The sequence below is a fragment of the Streptomyces sp. NPDC059524 genome, assembly GCF_042749255.1.
Classification (GTDB): Bacteria; Actinomycetota; Actinomycetes; order Streptomycetales; family Streptomycetaceae; genus Streptomyces; species Streptomyces xanthii.
On sequence record NZ_JBHYTK010000072.1, the window covers coordinates 1 to 17624 of the forward strand.

General features: G+C 73.2%; 17 protein-coding genes. 3 read left to right on the plus strand and 14 right to left on the minus strand.

Annotated features, from left to right (window positions below):
* Positions 1 to 97: 97 nt before the first annotated feature.
* Together ACFW9D_RS20890 and ACFW9D_RS20895 are read right to left on the minus strand one after the other, a co-directional pair.
* Complete coding sequence (locus tag ACFW9D_RS20890) at positions 98 to 964, minus strand: phosphatase PAP2 family protein (protein WP_384623747.1); 867 nt, start codon at positions 962 to 964, stop codon at positions 98 to 100.
* Between the two features lie 75 nt (positions 965 to 1039).
* Positions 1040 to 2074, minus strand: a complete 1035-nt coding sequence (locus tag ACFW9D_RS20895; RefSeq protein ID WP_188339294.1) for a LacI family DNA-binding transcriptional regulator — start codon at positions 2072 to 2074, stop codon at positions 1040 to 1042.
* A 347-nt stretch (positions 2075 to 2421) separates the two neighbouring features.
* On the opposite strand from ACFW9D_RS20895, the gene ACFW9D_RS20900 reads away from it, so the two are divergent.
* Complete coding sequence (locus ACFW9D_RS20900) at positions 2422 to 2772, plus strand: 5-carboxymethyl-2-hydroxymuconate Delta-isomerase (RefSeq protein WP_384623749.1); 351 nt, start codon at positions 2422 to 2424, stop codon at positions 2770 to 2772.
* Positions 2773 to 2776: 4 nt separating this feature from the next.
* Here the strand turns inward: ACFW9D_RS20900 and ACFW9D_RS20905 are convergent, their stop codons facing one another.
* From ACFW9D_RS20905 to ACFW9D_RS20925, 5 genes are all read right to left on the minus strand, one after another.
* Positions 2777 to 3469, minus strand: coding sequence for a TetR/AcrR family transcriptional regulator (locus tag ACFW9D_RS20905; protein WP_384623751.1), 693 nt, complete (start codon positions 3467 to 3469; stop codon positions 2777 to 2779).
* Positions 3470 to 3535: 66 nt separating this feature from the next.
* On the minus strand, positions 3536 to 4612 hold the full coding sequence (locus ACFW9D_RS20910; RefSeq protein WP_384623753.1) for a PDR/VanB family oxidoreductase: 1077 nt from the start codon (positions 4610 to 4612) through the stop codon (positions 3536 to 3538).
* Positions 4609 to 5490, minus strand: a complete 882-nt coding sequence (locus ACFW9D_RS20915) for a metal-dependent hydrolase (protein ID WP_188339298.1) — start codon at positions 5488 to 5490, stop codon at positions 4609 to 4611. The genes ACFW9D_RS20910 and ACFW9D_RS20915 overlap by 4 nt, the downstream gene beginning before the upstream one ends.
* A 146-nt stretch (positions 5491 to 5636) precedes the next feature.
* Complete coding sequence (locus ACFW9D_RS20920) at positions 5637 to 7589, minus strand: hypothetical protein (protein WP_384623782.1); 1953 nt, start codon at positions 7587 to 7589, stop codon at positions 5637 to 5639.
* Positions 7590 to 7631: 42 nt separating this feature from the next.
* Entirely contained in the window at positions 7632 to 10739 is a 3108-nt protein-coding gene (locus ACFW9D_RS20925) for an alpha-N-acetylglucosaminidase (protein ID WP_384623755.1), read from the minus strand.
* A gap of 129 nt (positions 10740 to 10868) precedes the next feature.
* On the opposite strand from ACFW9D_RS20925, the gene ACFW9D_RS20930 reads away from it, so the two are divergent.
* On the plus strand, positions 10869 to 11273 hold the full coding sequence (locus ACFW9D_RS20930; protein ID WP_384623757.1) for a hypothetical protein: 405 nt from the start codon (positions 10869 to 10871) through the stop codon (positions 11271 to 11273).
* A 7-nt stretch (positions 11274 to 11280) separates the two neighbouring features.
* On the opposite strand, the gene ACFW9D_RS20935 is transcribed toward ACFW9D_RS20930, so the two are convergent.
* The 7 genes from ACFW9D_RS20935 to ACFW9D_RS20965 form a co-directional block, all read right to left on the minus strand.
* Positions 11281 to 12630, minus strand: a complete 1350-nt coding sequence (locus tag ACFW9D_RS20935) for a DUF1996 domain-containing protein (RefSeq protein WP_384623759.1) — start codon at positions 12628 to 12630, stop codon at positions 11281 to 11283.
* Positions 12631 to 12742: 112 nt separating this feature from the next.
* Positions 12743 to 13390, minus strand: a complete 648-nt coding sequence (locus tag ACFW9D_RS20940) for a LuxR C-terminal-related transcriptional regulator (protein WP_384623761.1) — start codon at positions 13388 to 13390, stop codon at positions 12743 to 12745.
* Complete coding sequence (locus ACFW9D_RS20945; protein ID WP_384623762.1) at positions 13375 to 14640, minus strand: sensor histidine kinase; 1266 nt, start codon at positions 14638 to 14640, stop codon at positions 13375 to 13377. Before ACFW9D_RS20945 ends, ACFW9D_RS20940 begins: the two co-directional genes overlap by 16 nt.
* Positions 14641 to 14768: 128 nt before the next feature.
* Positions 14769 to 15344 (minus strand): winged helix-turn-helix domain-containing protein, encoded by a 576-nt coding sequence (locus ACFW9D_RS20950; protein ID WP_384623764.1) that lies wholly within the window; start codon positions 15342 to 15344, stop codon positions 14769 to 14771.
* A 99-nt stretch (positions 15345 to 15443) separates the two neighbouring features.
* Entirely contained in the window at positions 15444 to 15641 is a 198-nt protein-coding gene (locus tag ACFW9D_RS20955) for a hypothetical protein (protein WP_384623766.1), read from the minus strand.
* An 8-nt stretch (positions 15642 to 15649) separates the two neighbouring features.
* Positions 15650 to 16681, minus strand: a complete 1032-nt coding sequence (gene glnII / locus ACFW9D_RS20960) for a glutamine synthetase (protein WP_188339304.1) — start codon at positions 16679 to 16681, stop codon at positions 15650 to 15652.
* Between the two features lie 105 nt (positions 16682 to 16786).
* On the minus strand, positions 16787 to 17152 hold the full coding sequence (locus ACFW9D_RS20965) for an arsenate reductase family protein (protein WP_188339305.1): 366 nt from the start codon (positions 17150 to 17152) through the stop codon (positions 16787 to 16789).
* A gap of 124 nt (positions 17153 to 17276) precedes the next feature.
* Between ACFW9D_RS20965 and ACFW9D_RS20970 the strand changes: the two genes are divergently transcribed.
* Positions 17277 to 17555, plus strand: a complete 279-nt coding sequence (locus tag ACFW9D_RS20970) for a hypothetical protein (protein WP_188339306.1) — start codon at positions 17277 to 17279, stop codon at positions 17553 to 17555.
* The last annotated feature ends 69 nt before the right edge of the window (positions 17556 to 17624 follow it).

The window sequence follows — 17624 nt, forward strand, 5'->3', positions numbered from 1 at the left end:
CCCCTAATGAGGCTGCGCCTCATCGGGGGCGCGGGGCTGTGTCGATGTGCGGCTCCGCCGCGTGGGCGCGAGAAGCCCCACCGGGCCGCGGCCGCGACTACACCTTCATCGGCAGGACGGGGGCGGTACCCGTCGCCACAGCGCGCGGCAGCGCATACGGCAGGGCCCCGTACCAGACCCACGCCACCGCGTAACCGAAGGCGAGGCACGCCATGCCGCCCACCGCGTCCAGCCAGAAGTGATTCGCCGTGGCCACGATGACGACCAGCGTGACCGCCGGGTACAGAAGACCCAGCACACGGACCCACGGCACCGACGCCAGCGCGAAGATGGTGAGCCCGCACCACAGCGACCAGCCGATATGCATGGACGGCATGGCCGCGTACTGGTTCGACATGTTCTTGAGGTTGCCGGAGGCCATGGAGCCCCAGGTCTCGTGCACGGCGACCGTGTCGATGAAGTGCCCGCCGGTCATCAGGCGCGGCGGCGCCAGCGGATAGAAGTAGTAGCCGACCAGCGCGACCGCGGTGGTCGCGAAGAGGACGAGCCGTGTCGCCGCGTACCGGCCCGGATGGCGACGGAACAGCCACACGAGGACACCGAGCGTGATGACGAAGTGGAGCGTCGCGTAGTAGTAGTTCATGCCGACGACGAGCCAAGTGACGGCGTTCACGGCATGGTTGACGCTCTGCTCGACGGCGATGCCGAGATGGTGCTCGGCCTGCCAGATCCAGTCCGCGTTCCGCAGGGCCTGGGACCGCTGCTCCGGTACCGCGTTGCGCACCAGGGAGTACGTCCAGTAACTCACCGCGATCAGAAGGATCTCGAACCACAGACGCGGGCGGCGCGGGGCGCGCAGACGACGCAGTCGGCCAGGCTCCCGCTCCCCGGCGCGATCGTCCGCGATGGGTGAGTTGGTGGGCCCTTGTCGGCCTTCCACAGTCGTCACGGTCTTTTCACCCATAGACGCAGAGTCTGCCAGATTCCACCCCCCTGTCCGATCATCCCTCGGGCGGGTCCTGAACGCACCCCCTACACCTCAGGAACGAGCCGGACCCCCAAGGGCCGAGGCAGTGGAGCCCCTGACGACCAGCTCGGGCATGAAGACGAACTCGCTGTGCGGCGCCGGCGTCCCGGCGACTTCCTCGAGCAGCGTGTTGACGGCGGCCTGACCCATCGCGTGCACGGGCTTGCGGATCGTGGTCAGCGGCGGGTCCGTGAACGCGATGAGAGGGGAGTCGTCGAAGCCGACCACCGACACGTCCCGCGGCACGTCGAGGCCGCGCTGCCGCACCGCTCGCACGGCACCCAGTGCCATCATGTCGCTGGCGCAGACGAGCGCCGTGCAGCCCCGGTCGAGCAGCGCCGAGGCCGCCGCCTGACCGCCCTCGAGCGTGTACAGGGAGTGCTCGACGAAGTCCCGCTCCACGTCCTCGGGGGACAGCCCGAGCCGCTCGCGCATCGCCCGTACGAAGCCCTCGGTCTTGCGCTGCACCGGCACGAACCGCTTCGGGCCGAGCGCCAGTCCGATCCGGGTGTGGCCGAGCGAGACCAGGTGCGTCACGGCGAGCGCCGCCGCGGCCCGGTCGTCGGGGGAGATGAACGGGGCCGCGACCGACGCGGAGAAGCCGTCCACGAGCACGAACGGGACGCCCTGGCCGCGCAGTCGCTCGTAGCGCCGGGTGTCCGCCGTCGTGTCGGCGTGCAGGCCGGACACGTAGATGATGCCGCTCACCCCGCGGTCCACGAGCATCTCGGTCAGCTCGTCCTCGGTCGAGCCGCCCGGTGTCTGCGTCGCCAGTACGGGGGTGAACCCCTGCCGGGTCAGGGCCTGCACCACGACCTGGGCGAGCGCCGGGAAGATGGGGTTCTCCAGCTCCGGGGTGATCAGGCCGATCAGGCCCGCGCTGCGCTGTTTCAGCCGCACGGGGCGTTCGTAGCCGAGGACGTCGAGGGCGGCGAGGACGGATTGCCGGGTGGCCGCGGCGACGCCGGGTTTGCCGTTGAGCACGCGGCTGACCGTCGCTTCGCTGACCCCCGCCTGTGCCGCTATGTCGGCCAATCGCGCTGTCACGGGCCGACTTTATCGCCCGGTGTGCGGTTCGTCTGTGGGCCGGTCACGCCCCATGGAGCCGCCTGATGCCACGGTCGCGACCTCCCGCCCGGTGGGGGCTGGTCGCGCAGTTCCCCGCGCCCCTGAAACGCAGACCCTTCGGGTCGCATTTCCCTGATGAGGCGCAGCCTCATCAGGGGCGCGGGGTCGATCAGCGGCTCCGCCGCGGGGCGCGAGAAGCCCCACCGGGCGGCGGCCGCGAACGTGTCCCTGCCGTCCACCCCGTGGGCGCGATTTGTGCGGCCCCGCGGCACCGACAAGGCTGTGCGAGGACCTGCCCAGAAACACACGCACCCGGAGCCGAGAACATGCCGCTGATCACCGTCGACCACTCCGCCGGCCTCGACGAACGGCTGGACCACGACGGGCTCGCCGTCGCCGTCCACCAGGCCTGCGTCGACAAGGTCGCCGCCCGGATCCCGGCCTGCAAGACGACGTTCCGCAGCGCCGGGGAGAACGTGGTCGGCGACGGCGCCGAGCCGGTCCAGGTGCTGCACGTCGAGATCGCGCTGCTCGCGGGCCGCACCGAAGAGGCCAAGGCGGCGCTCGCCGAGACCGTGCTCGGGCTGCTGCCCGCGCACATCCAGGACCCGGCGGGGGTCCACCTGTCGGTCGAGGTGCGGGACCTCGACCCGGCGTACCGCTCCGCGATCGCCTGAGCGGCTACACGGGGGCCAGCAGCGCGAGCCGTTCGACCAGGTCCGTGAAAGGCCCGTCGGCCGGCTCGGCGGCGAGGATGCGGCGCAGCAGCGCCGCCATCTCCTCGTCGTAGGCGGCGCTCACGGCGGCCAGCGCCGCGAAGTCGTGCACCAGTTGCCGCTCGAGCTCCTCGCGGGGGATGCGGCGACCGTCCAGCCAGATCAGCGCCGTCGACTCGGCGAGCGAGACCCACGAGCGGACCACGAGGTCCAGGCGCGGGCTCGGCCGGGGCACCTGCAGATGCGCCAGGATCTGGACGTACGCGGCCTGCCGGACGGAGTCGATCAGCGCGTTCGTCGTCGAGGAGCCGACGGCCGGGCCGCCGCGCATCAGCGCCGAGAAACCGGGCCCGTGCTCGTCCACGAAGTCGAAGAAACGGCTCATCACACGCAGCAGCCGCGCCCCGAGCGGCCCGTCCTGCGGCTCCTCGAAGCGCTCCGCGAGATCCTGCGCGGCCCGCTGCAACGCGGCCTCGTACAGGCTGAGTTTGCCCGGGAAGTAGTGGTAGACGAGCGGCCGCGAGATGCCCGCGGCGGCCGCTATCTCGTCGATGGAGACCTCGTCGGGGGAGCGGTTGCTGAACAGTTCGAGGGCGACCTCGATCAACTGCCGCCGCCGCTCCTCGACTCCCAATCTGCGCCGCACCCCGGTAGTCATACCGAACACTCTACCGAGCGGATCAGGCCGTCGAGATCACTGGGAGACACTGGCGGGCGACTCGCCTCAGAGATCGAGAACCAGGCGCTCGCCGCGGCAGCGGGAGACACAGATCAGCATCGAGTCGTCGCGCTCCGCGTCCGTGAGCAGCTCGTCGCGGTGGTCGATCTCGCCCTCGACCACCCGCTGTTGGCAGGTCCCGCAGAAACCCTGCTCGCACGAGTAGGCCAGACCCGGCACCTCGGGGCGCAGCGCCGCGAGCACCGTGGTGTCCGCCGCCACCTGGACGACCTTGCCGCTGCGCCGCAGCTCGACCTCGAACGGCCCGTTCCCGTCGGCCGAATTGCGCGGGGCGAAGCGCTCCAGGTGGAGTTCGCGGCCCTCGGGCAGCAGGTCCTCGACCGCCGCCATCAGGCCCTCGGGGCCGCAGCAGTACACGGCGGTGCCGGGCGCGGTGGCCCCGAGCGCGGCCGCGAGGTCGGGCCGCCCGTCCTCGTCCTCGGCGACGGCGGTGACCCGCCCCCGCTGCCCGTCGAGCTTGAGGACGTCCTCCAGGAACGGCATGGAGGCCCGGGTCCGGCCCGCGTAGAGCAGCCGCCACTCGGCGCCGCGGGCCTCGACGGCGCGCAGCATCGGCAGGACCGGCGTGATGCCGATGCCGCCCGCGACGAACAGGTACGCCGGCGCGCCCTCCTGGAGCGGGAACCGGTTGCGCGGGCCGCGGATCTCGACCTCGGCGCCCTGCGCGAGCTGCTCGTGCACCTCGCGCGAGCCGCCCCGCCCGCCGTCCTCGGCCGGTATCAGCCGGGTCGCGACCGTGTACGAGGACGTGTCCTCGGGGTCGCCGCACAGCGAGTACTGCCGGATCAGGCCGGAGGGCAGGACGAGGTCGAGGTGGGCGCCGGGCTGCCACGCGGGCAGGTTCGTGCCTTCCAGGCGGAGCTGGACGACGCCGTCGGCCACCTGCTCGTGCCCGGCGACGAGCAGCCGCAGCGCGCGGGCGCGCGGACGCCCGGACGTCGGCTCCTCCAGGGCCGGCAGCGGCCACAGCGGGGAGTCCTTGATGCGGCGGCGCAGGGCGCGGCGCACGACGAGCGCGGCGCCGGCGACGAGGACGGCCTTGCGCAGCGTGCGGGCCTTCATCGGGCGGCTCCTTCGCGGGCCTCGGCGGCGCGGGCGGCGGGCGACGACGCGAGGTAGGCGACGGCCTGGTCGGTGTCGCCCTCCTGCTCGGGGTGGTAGTCGCGGCTCAGGTAGCGCGGGATGGACCGCAGCATGTCGGGCGTCGACGGCAGCACGCCCTTCTTGCCGCCCTGGTAGAAGGCCTTGAACGAGGCCTTGCCGTCCAGGAGCGTCGGGTCGTTCTCCATGAAGAAGCGCGCGCCGCGCTGCCACAGGAACATCAGGGCGGCGAACGCGGTGGCCCAGGTGCGGGCCCGGCGCCGGTAGCTGCCGTCGAGGTGCATGAACAGCTCGAAGGCCACCGAGCGGTGCTCGACCTCCTCGGCGCCGTGCCAGCGCAGCAGGTCCAGCATCATCGGGTCGGCGCCGCGCCGGTCCAGTTCCTCGGCGTTCAGCACCCAGTTGCCGAGGAACGCGGTGTAGTGCTCGATCGCCGCGATCAGCGCGACCCGCTCCATCAGCCACCACTGACGGGCCTTGCCCGGCGGCAGCGTCCGGTCGGCGAGCAGCTTCTCGAAGAACCAGTCCACCTGCGCGGTGTACGGCGTCGGGTCCAGGCCCTGCTCGCGCAGGTGCGGCAGCACCTCGTCGTGGGCCTGCGCGTGCATGGCCTCCTGGCCGATGAAGCCGATGACGTCCTCGCGGAGCCGGTCGTCACGGATGAAGGGCAGCACCTGCTTGTACACGTGCACGAACCAGCGTTCACCCGCGGGCAGCAGGAGATGCAGCACATTGATGGTGTGCGTGGTGAACGGGTCGTCGGGCAGCCAGTGCAGGGGAGTCTTGTCCCAGGCGAAGGACACCTGGCGTGCCTTCAGCGTGACGCGCTTATTAGACATGCCGTCAATGTACTGAGCGGTAGAGCGCCTGGACACCCCCCGGAACCGACTTTCTTTACGTGATCGTCAGCAAGATGCCGGCCCGGGAGTAGTCCGGATGCCGGCCCGGGAGCGGTCCGGATGCCCGCCCTGGACCGGCCCTCGGATCAGCCCAGCGGGTCGATCCGCACCCCGTCCCGGGTCCGCCCCGACAGGCTCGCCTTCGTGCCCCGTGCCACCCGCACCGCCAGCGTCGGCCCGCTCCCCGTCGTGCCCGCCGCCGTCACCGAGCCCAGGCCCGGACTGCCCGCCGCGACCAGGTACCAGGTCCCGGCCCGCGACTTCCAGCGCACCCCGGCGAGCACCCGAGGGTCCCGGCCGCCGCACGCCGGGGCGTTCTGCGAGCGGGCCGCCACCACCGCCCCGGCCACGCCCGGCGCCCGGAACAGGGCCAGGGTGCGCGGACCGCCGCCGCGCCAGGTCTCGGCCCGGGTGCACACCCAGCGGGCCTCGCCGCCCGCCTCGGGCAGCGGCTGGCGCGCGTACGCCCACGCGTTCACGGAGCGGACCCCGTGCGAGCGGGCCGCGGCGAGGGAGCAGGCCGTCGCCGACCAGTCGCCGGGCCGGGACTCGCGCGGCGCGTCCGGGCGCCCCGCCGTCAGATGCGCGGGCACCAGCTCGCCGAGGTCGGTGGCGAGCCGGGTGCCGTCGGCGTCGGTGAGCGCCAGCGCGTTCCACCCCGTGCAGGACGCCGAGACGGCCGGGCTCGGGAACGGGGCCGTGACCCCGTCCTTCGTCCGGGCCAGCCGGCGCGGCGCCGCGTCCGGCGCCAGCAGGTCCCGCACGGCCGCGCCGGTCACCCAGGGGGCCGTGAGGTAGCGGACGTTCCCGTCGGTGCGGTCGACGATCACCGCGCCGGACTCCGGGGCCGCCGCTCCGTCCACCCGCGCGAAGTCGAGCGCGGCGCCGCTCGTCCCGTGCTCCGGCTCCGCGTACCGCACCAGCCGCAGCCCGTCGTGGAACAGCACGATCCGCGCCCCGTCCACCGAGCCCGCGTACAGCAGCTGCGGCGGGCCGGGCGGCGCGCCCGCCGGGGTGCCGGGCGTCGCCGACACCTGGACCGTGCCGCCCGGCCGCGCCCACACCGCGAGCGCCCGGCGCAGCAGCTCCCGGTCGCCGGTCAGCGAGCCCCGCGCCGGCCACACCGAGAAGTCCGTCCGCGCCGAGCCCTGCCACGCCGTCGCCGCGACCCGTGTCAGCTTCCCCGGGTCCAGCGCCGCCTGCGCCGCCGGATTGCGCGCGTACGAGGGCGCCGCCGCACCCTCGGGGCCCCAGCTGTCGCCGGGCAGCCCGAGCAGCGCCCCGCACACCAGGACCGCCGCGAGCCCCGCGACGACCGCCTTCACATGCTGGCGCCGCCGCATCAGGTCCGGCGGCCGCGCGTGCAGCGAGCAGGGGTCGAACTCGGGGGAGGCCAGCAGGGCGGCCGCCTCCGAGCCGTCCTCCGCGCGCAGCCCGCCCGCCTCGGCGAGCGCGGCCGTCACCTCCTCCACGTCGCAGCCCGCCGCCCCGAGCACGGACCGCAGGGCCGCGTCGTCGAGCCGCTCCAGACCGTGCAGCACGTACGCGGCCCGGCCGGGCCCGGTGAGCGCCGACAGCCGCTGGTCCAGGGCCAGTTCGTCGGCGCCGCCCGACTTCGGGAACAGGCGCAGTCCCCACACCTGCGGCAGCAGCGGCGGCAGTTGGGCCCGGCGCGGCCACGCCGCCCGCAGCAGCGGCCGCCCCGCGTCCAGCGCCGCCCGCAGCACCCGCGCCCGCACGTACGCGTACGCGGGATCGGCGGCGCGCCGGGCGTCGCCGCGCTGCGCCGGGATCGACGGGGGCGCCGTCCCCGTACGGCCGCGCGGCAGGGCGCGCTGGGTCACCGCGTGGGCCGTGAGCACCCGGCGGTTGCGGCCGAGCGTCGGCGGCAGCACCAGGTACGCGAGCCGCACGAGCCGCGGGTAGTGCTCGACGAGAGAGGCCTCGGCCTGCTCGACATCGACGACGGTGGCCGCGCCCGGGGGCGGAGCCGGGGACTGCACCTTGGACTGCGACGTCTGCGACTGCACGTTCAGCAGAACGAGTGACTCGTGCGATGGTCACAGTTTCCGCGACGTGATCTACGTCAACCGCCAGCCGCTGAACTCCACTGTTCCGCGCGTCCCGTTGCCCCCGTTCGTCGCGCTCATGAACAGGCCCGTGTCCTGCACCGCCGCCGCACCGGGCACCGTCACGGTCGCCACCGTCCGCCAGGTCGTCCCGCCGTCCGTCGAGCACGCCCCGGTGTACGAGCCGCCCGACCGGGACAGCCGCAGCAGCACCGGCGCCTTGATCCCGGTGATCCGCCTGTACGTGTCCAGCGTCCCGTCGCCGTTGGAGTCGTAGGACAGCACGACACCGTTGGACGGGGTCACCGAGAGGTTCAGGAAGCCCTGCGCGCCGGGCGTGGCGAGGGAGTTGCGCACGATGATCCCGGCCCGCGCCCAGGCGCCGGTCACCGCCTGCGTGTCCACCCGCAGCTCGGCCGCCGAGCCGTCCGTGAACGCCGCCGCCCGGTACGCCGTGCCGAACTCCGTCGTGCCCTTCCACAGGTCCGCGCCGCCGCCGTCGATCGCGAACCGGTCGTCCAACTGCCCGAACACCGCGGCGTTGCCGGAGTAGGTCCGCCATCCCGCCTCCAGTGGTCCCGCCTCGAAGAGCGTGCCCCGGTGCGCGTACGTGACCCGGTCCTCGCCCAGCGGTCCGTACTCCACGTCGATCGTGTAAGGCAGCGGGCGCAGCGGCCGGTCCAGCGGGGTGCCCGGCGCGCTCGCCCGCCAGGCCACCGTGCCCTCGCCCGCCGGCTCCACCCGCTCCAGCGAGGTGGCGCCCTCGGGCTCGGCGTCGAGCCCGGACAGCGCGAAGTCGACGCGGCCCGTCGCCCGCAGCCCGTTGACGTTGCGGAACGTGGCCGCCACGCGCGCGTGCCCGCCCGGCGGGAACGCGGCGGGGTCCGCCGACACCTTCAGGGTGCCCTGGTAGGGGGCCCGCGCGAGCACGTCCCGCACCCGGTCGGCCGTTTTGTACGCGTCCCCGTACGGCCGCAGCGGATAGTCCTTGCGCTCCCGCGTCCACGGCTCCTCGAACGCGAACCAGTCGACGGCCGCCGGGGCCTCGCCGCGCGCCAGCGCGTCCTCGAGCGTGTCCAGCCACTTCTGCCAGCGCGGCAGGTAGAAGTCGGCCGTCAGGCCCTGCCATTCGCGGTTCGCGTACTCGTGCAGATGGCCCGGGTCCGAGGTGGCCCGGTCGCCCCACACCGTGATCAGCACCTTCGCGCAGCGCTCGAACTCGGCCCGCTCCGCCTCGCTCGTCGCCATCGCCCGCGCGTCCTGGATCCACGGGCCCAGCAGGAACGCAGGATCGGTGCCGGTCACGTCGTCCGAGAGCCGCATCAGCTTCAGCCACAGCGTGGACAGCGCCTTGAACGCGGCCGCGTCCTTCGCCCCGTACGCCGCCTTCAGCTGCGGCAGCAACTGGCGGCTGCGGTGCGCGAGCGCCTGCCGGGCCACGTCCACCAGGTCGTAGCGGTAGGCGGCGCTGCCCCGCAGGCTCCCCGCCACGCCCAGGAGCCCGGCGAGGGCGGCGTCGAAGCGGGCCGGATCGTAGGAGAGGGCGTTCGGCGCGTAGTAGGCGGCGCTGTCCGCCGCCAGGTCCGGGCGCGCCGCGAACAGCGAGTCGTGCGGGTCGGACCGCTCGCGCGCCGTGTGCCGGTACGCCGTCTCCTGAAGTGCCCGCCACGCGGCGCGGGCGTCCTTGTCGTCCTTCCCGTACCGGAAGCCCGCGTACCCGTCGAACCAGGCGGGCAGGTCCAACGGGTCCTCGGTCCAGGCCAGTTCGGACCACAGCTCGAACGCGGCCGGATCGCGGTCGGTGCCCTCCGGCATGTACGCCGTGCCCGTGAGCGCGCTGCCCGGCTTGTCGCGCCAGGCGAAGAACTTCTCGTTCCAGATGTGCGCGCGGGCCCCGATCGTCGTACGCCCGCCGAAGTTGGGGATCGTGCCGAACGTGTACGGGGTGCCGCCCCAGTCCTCCTCCCGGTCCGTCACCGACGTGAACCGGTCCGAGACCCCGTCGACGATCAGCATCCGCCGCTTGTCCACGGCGTCCAGGAGCGCGGGCAGCGGATTCGCCTCCCAGCCCAGGATCACCCAGACGGCCCCCGGCCGGTTCCGCTGCAACGCCCGCTCGACGCCCCGCGCCGCGTCCCCGACCGGCACGTCACCGGCCGTGCCGCCCTCGTGCAGCAGGTCCATCTTGAACGCGTCGACCGCCCCGAACACGTCCCGCTGGTGTCCGTAGAAGGACCCGGCGACCCGTGTGAACGCGTCCGTGCGCGGATCCAGCCAGTCCGGCCGCTCGAAGCCGTGCCACACGCCCTGCGGCACCACATGCGCGTCGCCGCCGTTCCGCTCGACGAACCCCTTCGGCACGTGCCCGTAGTAGCCCGGCAGCACCGGCCGCATCCCCAGCTCGCGCAGCCGGTCCGCGATCCGGCGGCCCAGCGCGGCGCGGTCCGCGATCAGCTCCGGCGAGAGCGGGCCGCCGTACCCGGAGAGGTTCTGCAGCAGCCACCACGGCTGGTGCGAGGGCGCCGGCAGCCAGGCCCGCGCCTCCGCGTCGCTGTACCCGAAGTCCTTCAGGACCCGGTGGTAGACGGCCTCCATGCCCGCGACGACCAGCACCTCGTTGCAGCCGTGCAGCGCCAGGACGTCGATCATCCGCTCCCAGTACGCCCACCCGGCGAACGGCGCCGTGTAGCCGTCGTTCGTGTCGTTCAGGGCGAACCGGTGGGGCAGCGCCGTCGAGCGCTCCAGCGGCCGGTCCGGCGCGGGCAGCCGGTCCGGCAGGTCCAGCTGGTCGCCGTTCCAGGCGATGTGCGCCCCGCACGTGTACTTCAGATACCAGTGGACCCCGGCCAGCAGCACGGCCGGGGTCGTCCCCTCCACCTCGACGCGGCCCGTCTCCCCGGTCACCCGGAACCGGTCGCCGCCGCCCTGACCGGGCGTCAGTCTCAGCCGGAACTGGTCCGCGTGCCGCGGCAGCCGGCGGTTGAGCGCGGCACGCGCCGCGTCCGTATCAAGCGCCGGAGCCGCGTGTGCGGGCGCCGGCAGGGCGAGGCCGCCGAGGGCCGTCCCGAGTCCGATGGCACCCGCCGTGCCGAGGACCGTGCGTCGCGTCGGTGCGGACATGCGTGGATTACCCCCTGCGTCGCGAATGGTGCGGCGCACGTTAACCGCAGGCACGCGGGTGCTCAACGGTGTGCGCGGAGTCGGCGAGAACGTGTCGCAGTCCCGGGCACCACGAGACAGGAGGGCCGGATGAGGTACGGGACGAGGACGGGCTTGCTGGGGATCGCGGTCGCCGGGGCGCTCGCCGTCGCCGGATGCACGGCGGGGGAGCCGGAGCGGCCGCAGGCCCCCCGCGCGGCGACCGGCACCCTCGAACAGCTCGCCCGCCGCGCCGGCTGCACACCCGACGTGCAGACCGACGCGGCGGACCTGCGCCAGGCCAACTGCGGCTCGGGGAGCGGCCGTTACGTCCTGGCCACCTTCGCCACCGACCGCGGCCGCGCCGAGTGGCTGGACGCCGCCGACGACTACGGCGGCACCTATCTCGTCGGCCGCCGCTGGGTCGCCGCCGGCCCCGAGCGGGTCGTGACCGCGCTGCGGGACCGGCTCGGCGGGGCCGTGGAGCGCTCCTCGGCGCACCACGGCCACCACTGACAGGGCGTCACCGGCAGCGGTCGCCCCGGTTGATGCAGGCGGCCACCCGCCGCATCAGCCGCTCGTCGAAGACGTTGATGAAGTCGCCGTGGTCGGTCACCGGCTTGTGCAGCTGCTCGGGGAACGAGTCGACCGCGAAGCCGGGCCCCGGCGGTACGTCGTACACGATCCGCTGCACGAGCTGCGGGATCGCCTTGAACCCCTCGGGGCAGGCGCCCGTGCGCGGGTCCTCGAACGCCACGTGCGTACGGTGGTTGGCGCTGTCCGTGTTCACCCCGTCCCAGCAGCTCTGGAAGCGGAAGGTGCGCACGACCCGCGAACCGTCCGGGCAGACCGGGTACTTGTCCTTCAGCTGCCGGTCCTCGAAGCCGGTGCAGCTCCACGACGCGTTGGCGTTCGCGTCACCGTTGGTGAAGGCCTTCGCGTCGCCGGTGATGATCCGCAGGAAGCGCGGCATCGGCACGACCTTCGAGACCGGACTCCCGTCGAACCTCAGCGTCACCGACGCGGGCGTCTGGATCTCGCCCACGTTCTGGTCCTTGCCGCCGCCGTCCGCGCCCGCGTCGTTCTCGTCCTCGCCGTTCTGCAGCCGCAGCACCGGCCAGTAGTACGTGGACCGGTCGCCCTGGTTGCGGCAGCTGGTGTCACCGGCCGCGAGGTCGTCGTCGCTCGAGAACGCGTCGGTGGCCTGGTTGCCGACGTAGTCGTGCATGTGGTGGGCGCCGTTGCTCACGCCGGGCGCGACGATCACGTTGTCCGGGTTGAACTTGCCGTTCTCGTTGCGCCCGCACTTGGTGGTGAAGCTGCCGCGGGAGGCGCCGCGGCGGTTGCGCGGGGCCTGCGCGTTCGGCTGCACGGACTCGATGTCGGCGAAGTCGCTCGCCTCGGGCCCGTTGCCCCCGCCCGGTGGCCCCGGGCTCGCGGAGGGCGCGGGCGCGTCCGACGCCCGCCCCGTGCACGCGGCCATCGCGTCCAGCCCGTCCGGCGGCTGTCCGCCCGCCCGCCGGATGTCCTCGGCGATCCGGCCGAGGACGGCGGTGCGCTGGTCCTCGAGCGGGCCCAGAATGCTGTTGTCGACGAACTGCGGGTCCCGCGCGGCCGCGTCCTGGTTGTCCGCGAGCCGCTGATAGGCCTCGGTGATCTGCCGGTCGAGCGCGGCGAGTTCACCGTCGACCTCGCCGCGTGCCGCCTCCGGCACGTCGGCCAGCGCGGTCCCGACGTCCGGACAGTCGATCGTGGCCACCACCTGGCTCACCTGCTCCGTCTCCTGCGGGTCCTCTTCATGGGCCGACGCGTACACGTTGACCGCGGCCAGCCCACCCCCGCCCAGGAGCAGCGCGGCCGACGCGACGGTCATGCGCGTCGCCAGCGAAGAGCGCCTTTTCCTTGAGGTCCTTGAGGTGCGTCCCATGGGACTACGTACGTGAGAAGGGGCCCCTGCGTTCAACCGGCCCTGAACCGCGGTGCGTTCAGCGGCTGTCGAGGTACCGGAGCACGGCCAGCACCCGCCGGTTGTCGTCGTCGGACACGGGCAGGCCGAGCTTGAGGAAGATGTTGGAGGTGTGCTTGGCGATGGCGCGCTCGGTGACCACGAGCTGCCCCGCGATCGCCGCGTTCGAGCGGCCCTGCGCCATCAGCTCCAGCACTTCCAGCTCCCGCGGGGTCAGCCCGCCGAGCGGCTCCTCCACGCCCCGCCGCGCCAGGAGCTGCTGGATCACCGTCGGGTCCATCGCCGTGCCGCCCGCCGCGACCCGGCGCACCGCGTCGACGAACTGCTCCGCGTCGAACACCCGGTCCTTCAGCAGATAGCCGACCCCGCCGTTCCCGTCCGCCAGCAGTTCACGGGCGTACAGCTGCTCCACGTGCTGCGAGAGCACCAGGACCGGCAGGCCGGGCCGCGCCCGGCGCGCCGCGAGCGCGCACTGCAGGCCCTCGTCCGTGTGCGAGGGCGGCAGCCGTACGTCGACGACGGCGACGTCGGGCGCCAACTCGGCGAGGGCCTTGGTGAGTTCGGGCCCGCTCTGGACGGCGGCCGCGATCTCGAAGCCGAACGCCTCCAGCATCCGCACCAGGCCGTCCCGCAGCAGGAACAGGTCTTCGGCTAGGACAACACGCAAGGGATCTCCATGGTCACCATGGTCGGACCGCCCGCGGGGGAGCTGACGGCGAGGACACCGTCGAATGTACCGAGCCGGCGCTCGATCCCGGCGAGTCCGCCGCCCGCCTCGACCGCCGCACCGCCCCTGCCGTCGTCGGTGACCGCGATCCGCAGCCGGCCGTCCTCGTGCCGGATGTCGACCCAGACCCGGTCCGCGCCCGCGTGCTTGACCACGTTCGCCAGGGCCTCGCTCACCGCGAAGTAGGCCGCCGACTCGACCGGGGCGTCCGCCCGCCCCGCCGTCTCGACGCCGACCTCGGCGCTCACCGGGAGCCGCAGCGCGAGGGCCCGTACGGCGTCGCCGAGACCGCGCTCGGCGAGCACCGGCGGATGGATGCCGCGCACCAGGTCGCGCAGTTCGGTCAGCGCGTCGGCGGAGGACCGGCGGGCCCGCGCCACCATCTCCTTCGCCTTCGCGGGGTCCTTCTCGATGAGCGCCTCGATCGTGCCGAGGTCCATGCCCATCGCGACGAGCCGGGCCTGCGCCCCGTCGTGCAGATCCCGCTCGATGCGCCGCAGCTCGGCCGCCGACGTGTCCACCGCGTCCTTGCGGGTGTCCGTCAACACCCGCACGCGCTCGGCGAGTTCGCCGTCGGCGGGCACGAGCACGGCCCGGGCCAGCTGGAAGTGCGCCTTGAGCAGCGCCGGCGCCACGAACAGCGCGACGCCGAGGAACACCGTGGCGAGGAGCGCGGCGAGCAGCGCGGTGTCCTGCCCGGAGACCGGCACGAACGCGTACCACCAGCCGATGTGCGTGCCGTCCGTGAAGACCCGCCACAGCCCGGCCGCGAGCGCGTACCCCTCGACGGGGTAGAGGACGAGCGCGGCGGGCAGCAGCGCCGTCGCGAACCCGGCCGTCATGTCGACGGGCAGCCAGCGCAGGTCCCGCCAGGTCGCCGGGTCCCCGAGCATCAGCCGGCAGCGCGTCACCTGCCCGAGCACCCCGCCGGGCAGATCGGCCGGAAACGGCCGGTACGCCGCCGGGATCCGCACCCCGCACCACTCGGCGGCGACGGCCCGCCGCCAGTTCGCCCAGTGCCGTACGAGGTCCAGGATCCAGGGGGTGGTCAGCGCGCCGACGCCGAGCAGGACGAAGGCCAGTGACAGGACGGTCAGCACGAACAGGGTGACCGACCCGGCGAACCCGACCACGGCCAGGGCCAGCCCCCGCAGTCCCGCCACCACGGCGCTCCGCGCCCTCGTACCCATTCCGCTGCTCCGTCCACCGGCCCGACCGTTCCCCCACAGTGTCGCGGGCGTGGCGCCGCCGCGTCAGGGGGGAACGGCACCCGGCCCGGGGGTGTCACTGGGTACACCCCCGGGCCGGTCCGTGCGGATCAGCGGCCGGCGGGCGGCGCGTACTTGTAGCCGACGCGGCGGACGGTCTGGATCGTCCGGCGGTGCTCGGCGCCCAGCTTGCGGCGCAGCCGGGCCACGTGGACGTCCACGGTGCGGCCGTCGCCGACGTGCCCGTAGCCCCACACGGTGGTGACGAGCTGGTCGCGGGTGTGCACCCGGTGCGGATGCGCGACGAGGTGGGCGAGCAGCTCGAACTCCAGGTAGGTCAGATCGAGCGGGCGTCCGTCGACGGCGGCGGTGCGCTCCCCGCCGTCGATCGTGATGAGCGTGTCACCGGAGGCGGCGGGCGGCGCGGGCTCCTCGGCCGGGGGCGCGGTGAGCAGCGTCTGCTGGTCGGCCGGGACGAGCACCAGGTAGCCGATCATCGGCGGCCGGCCGGGCAGTGCGGGCAGCGTGTGCGGCGGGGCCGGCAGCAGGGTGGCGCCCGGCGGCAGGAAAGCGGAGACGTCGAGCTGCGGTGCGGGCGGGGCGACCTCGTCCCGCTCGACGGCGCGCAGCCGGTGCCGGGCGGGAGCGGGGGAGTGGGCAACGGGGAGCGGGCGGGCGTGTGCCATGGAAGGTCAACTCTTTCGCGCGAGAGGCCGTCTGGGAGAGGACGTACGTCATGCGCGCCGACCGAAGGCCGTGCGACCCGTGCGGGACGGGGAACGGCGTTAGAGGGCCTGCGCGTTCGTCGCGCGGCAACACACACGGTCGAAGTCGTGGTGCTGGCGGGAAGGCCAGAACGGCTCAAGGTCGTGACGACCTTGCGCGCGGGTGTTCTGGAAGTCGGCCATGCCCTTATTGAAGCAGATGGAGTACGGGAACAAGAGGGCGCCCGCTGAAGAAGCGGGCGCCCAGGTGCTGCTCATGGCCGGAATCAGACCTGGCCGGCCTTCTCCAGGGCGGCGCAGCAGGTGTCGACGAGGAGCCGGGTCACGACGTACGGGTCGACGTTGGCGTTCGGGCGGCGGTCCTCGATGTAGCCCTTGCCGTCCCGCTCGACCTGCCACGGGATGCGCACGGAGGCACCGCGGTTCGAGACGCCGTACGAGTACTCGTTCCACGGCGCGGTCTCGTGCAGGCCGGTGAGGCGGTCGTCGATGCCGGCGCCGTAGTTCTTGACGTGGTCCATCGGCTTGGAGCCCTCGCCGAGGGACTCGCAGGCGGTGATGATCGCGTCGTAGCCCTCGCGCATCGCCTTGGTGGAGAAGTTGGTGTGCGCGCCCGCGCCGTTCCAGTCGCCCTTGACCGGCTTCGGGTCGAGGGTCGCGGAGACCTTGAAGTCCTCGGCGGTGCGGTACAGCAGCCAACGGGCCACCCACAGCTGGTCGGAGACCTCCAGCGGGGCGAGCGGGCCGACCTGGAACTCCCACTGGCCGGGCATGACCTCGGCGTTGATGCCGGAGATGCCGAGACCGGCCTTCAGGCAGTTCTCCAGGTGGGCCTCGACGACGTCACGGCCGTGGATCTCGTCGGTGCCGACGCCGCAGTAGTAGCCGCCCTGCGCGGCGGGGAAGCCGCCCACGGGGAAGCCGAGCGGGCGGTCGCCCTCGAAGAAGGTGTACTCCTGCTCGATGCCGAAGATCGGCTCCTGGGCGCCGAAGCGCTCCTCGATCTCGGCGAGCGCGGCACGCGTGTTGGAGGCGTGCGGCGTCATGTCGATGTTCAGGACCTCGCACATGACGAGGACGTCGTCGCCGCCGCGTATCGGGTCCGGGTACACGGCGACGGGCTTGAGCACGAGGTCGGAGGCGTGGCCCTCGGCCTGGTTGGTCGACGAACCGTCGAAGCCCCACAGCGGCAGCGTGTCCAGGCCGCCCGGCGTACCGGCCATGACCTTCGTCTTGGAACGAAGCTTGGCCGTCGGCTCGGTGCCGTCGATCCAGATGTACTCAGCCTTGAACGTCACGGGGCCACTTCCTCGAGGAGCAGGTCGCTTGCTGCTCCGCAGACTGTCAACAGGCGATTTCCCGGCCGTTGCCCGTTTGTGAACCCCGTGTTACCGACCGCGCGCCTACTTCTCGCGACTGAGGGCGTCCCGTACGGCCTCCTCGGTGCGGGCCACCACGGCGGTGCCGTCCTCGGCGGTGATGATCGGGCGCTGGATGAGCTTGGGGTGCGCGGCGAGGGCCTCGATCCAGCGGTCCCGGCTGCCGGCCTCCTTCGGCCAGTCCTTGAGCCCGAGCTCCTTGGCGTCGGCCTCGCCGGTGCGGGTGATGTCCCAGGGCTCCAGGCCGAGCCGGTCGAGGACGGCGCGGATCTCGTCGGGCGTGGGGACGTCCTCCAGGTAGCGGCGGACGGTGTAGTCGGCGCCCTCCGCGTCGAGCAGGGTGAGTGCGCTGCGGCACTTCGAGCAGGCCGGGTTGATCCAGATCTCCATGGCTCCACCCTAGCTTCGAATCGGCCCTCAAATGCCGTCTGGCCAGCGGCTATTGTCAGTGGTCGGCAGTAGAATAGAAGCAGTGTTCGAGAGCTTCGGGGGCTCTCGACTCCGCGACAGGAGGATGCCTGTGACCGCCACTGCCGCACCGCTGTTCGATCTGCCGTACGCACCGCTCGCCAAGAGGCCGCTCCCCGCGGGGCGCCCTCGTGACTGGTACATCACCCACAACCGCCGCCTCAAGGCCATGCGTCTGGCGATCGCCCTGCTGGACTCGGGCATCTACCTTCCGCAGAACGCCCACAACCGGAGGATCCGGGCGACGGCCGAGCTCATCGGCATCCGGCCGCCGTCCGACACGACGTGCCACATGGTGCGCACGCTGATGCGGTACGCCCGCTGATCCGTGCCCTCCCTGACCGGGGGCGGGTGGCGACGCCGGGGCGGCGGTGTGGATTGCGGGGGGGGGGGC

What these genes read in the sequence shown, in the direction of transcription:
- ACFW9D_RS20890 (WP_384623747.1), bottom strand. Translation starts at nt 964, where the DNA reads ATGGGTGAAAAGACCGTGACGACTGTGGAAGGCCGACAAGGGCCCACC.
- ACFW9D_RS20900 (WP_384623749.1), top strand. Translation starts at nt 2,422, where the DNA reads ATGCCGCTGATCACCGTCGACCACTCCGCCGGCCTCGACGAACGGCTG.
- ACFW9D_RS20905 (WP_384623751.1), bottom strand. Translation starts at nt 3,469, where the DNA reads ATGACTACCGGGGTGCGGCGCAGATTGGGAGTCGAGGAGCGGCGGCGG.
- ACFW9D_RS20910 (WP_384623753.1), bottom strand. Translation starts at nt 4,612, where the DNA reads ATGAAGGCCCGCACGCTGCGCAAGGCCGTCCTCGTCGCCGGCGCCGCG.
- ACFW9D_RS20915 (WP_188339298.1), bottom strand. Translation starts at nt 5,490, where the DNA reads ATGTCTAATAAGCGCGTCACGCTGAAGGCACGCCAGGTGTCCTTCGCC.
- ACFW9D_RS20925 (WP_384623755.1), bottom strand. Translation starts at nt 10,739, where the DNA reads ATGTCCGCACCGACGCGACGCACGGTCCTCGGCACGGCGGGTGCCATC.
- ACFW9D_RS20930 (WP_384623757.1), top strand. Translation starts at nt 10,869, where the DNA reads ATGAGGTACGGGACGAGGACGGGCTTGCTGGGGATCGCGGTCGCCGGG.
- ACFW9D_RS20935 (WP_384623759.1), bottom strand. Translation starts at nt 12,630, where the DNA reads ATGACCGTCGCGTCGGCCGCGCTGCTCCTGGGCGGGGGTGGGCTGGCC.
- ACFW9D_RS20945 (WP_384623762.1), bottom strand. Translation starts at nt 14,640, where the DNA reads ATGGGTACGAGGGCGCGGAGCGCCGTGGTGGCGGGACTGCGGGGGCTG.
- ACFW9D_RS20950 (WP_384623764.1), bottom strand. Translation starts at nt 15,344, where the DNA reads ATGGCACACGCCCGCCCGCTCCCCGTTGCCCACTCCCCCGCTCCCGCC.
- ACFW9D_RS20955 (WP_384623766.1), bottom strand. Translation starts at nt 15,641, where the DNA reads ATGAGCAGCACCTGGGCGCCCGCTTCTTCAGCGGGCGCCCTCTTGTTC.
- ACFW9D_RS20965 (WP_188339305.1), bottom strand. Translation starts at nt 17,152, where the DNA reads ATGGAGATCTGGATCAACCCGGCCTGCTCGAAGTGCCGCAGCGCACTC.
- ACFW9D_RS20970 (WP_188339306.1), top strand. Translation starts at nt 17,277, where the DNA reads ATGCCTGTGACCGCCACTGCCGCACCGCTGTTCGATCTGCCGTACGCA.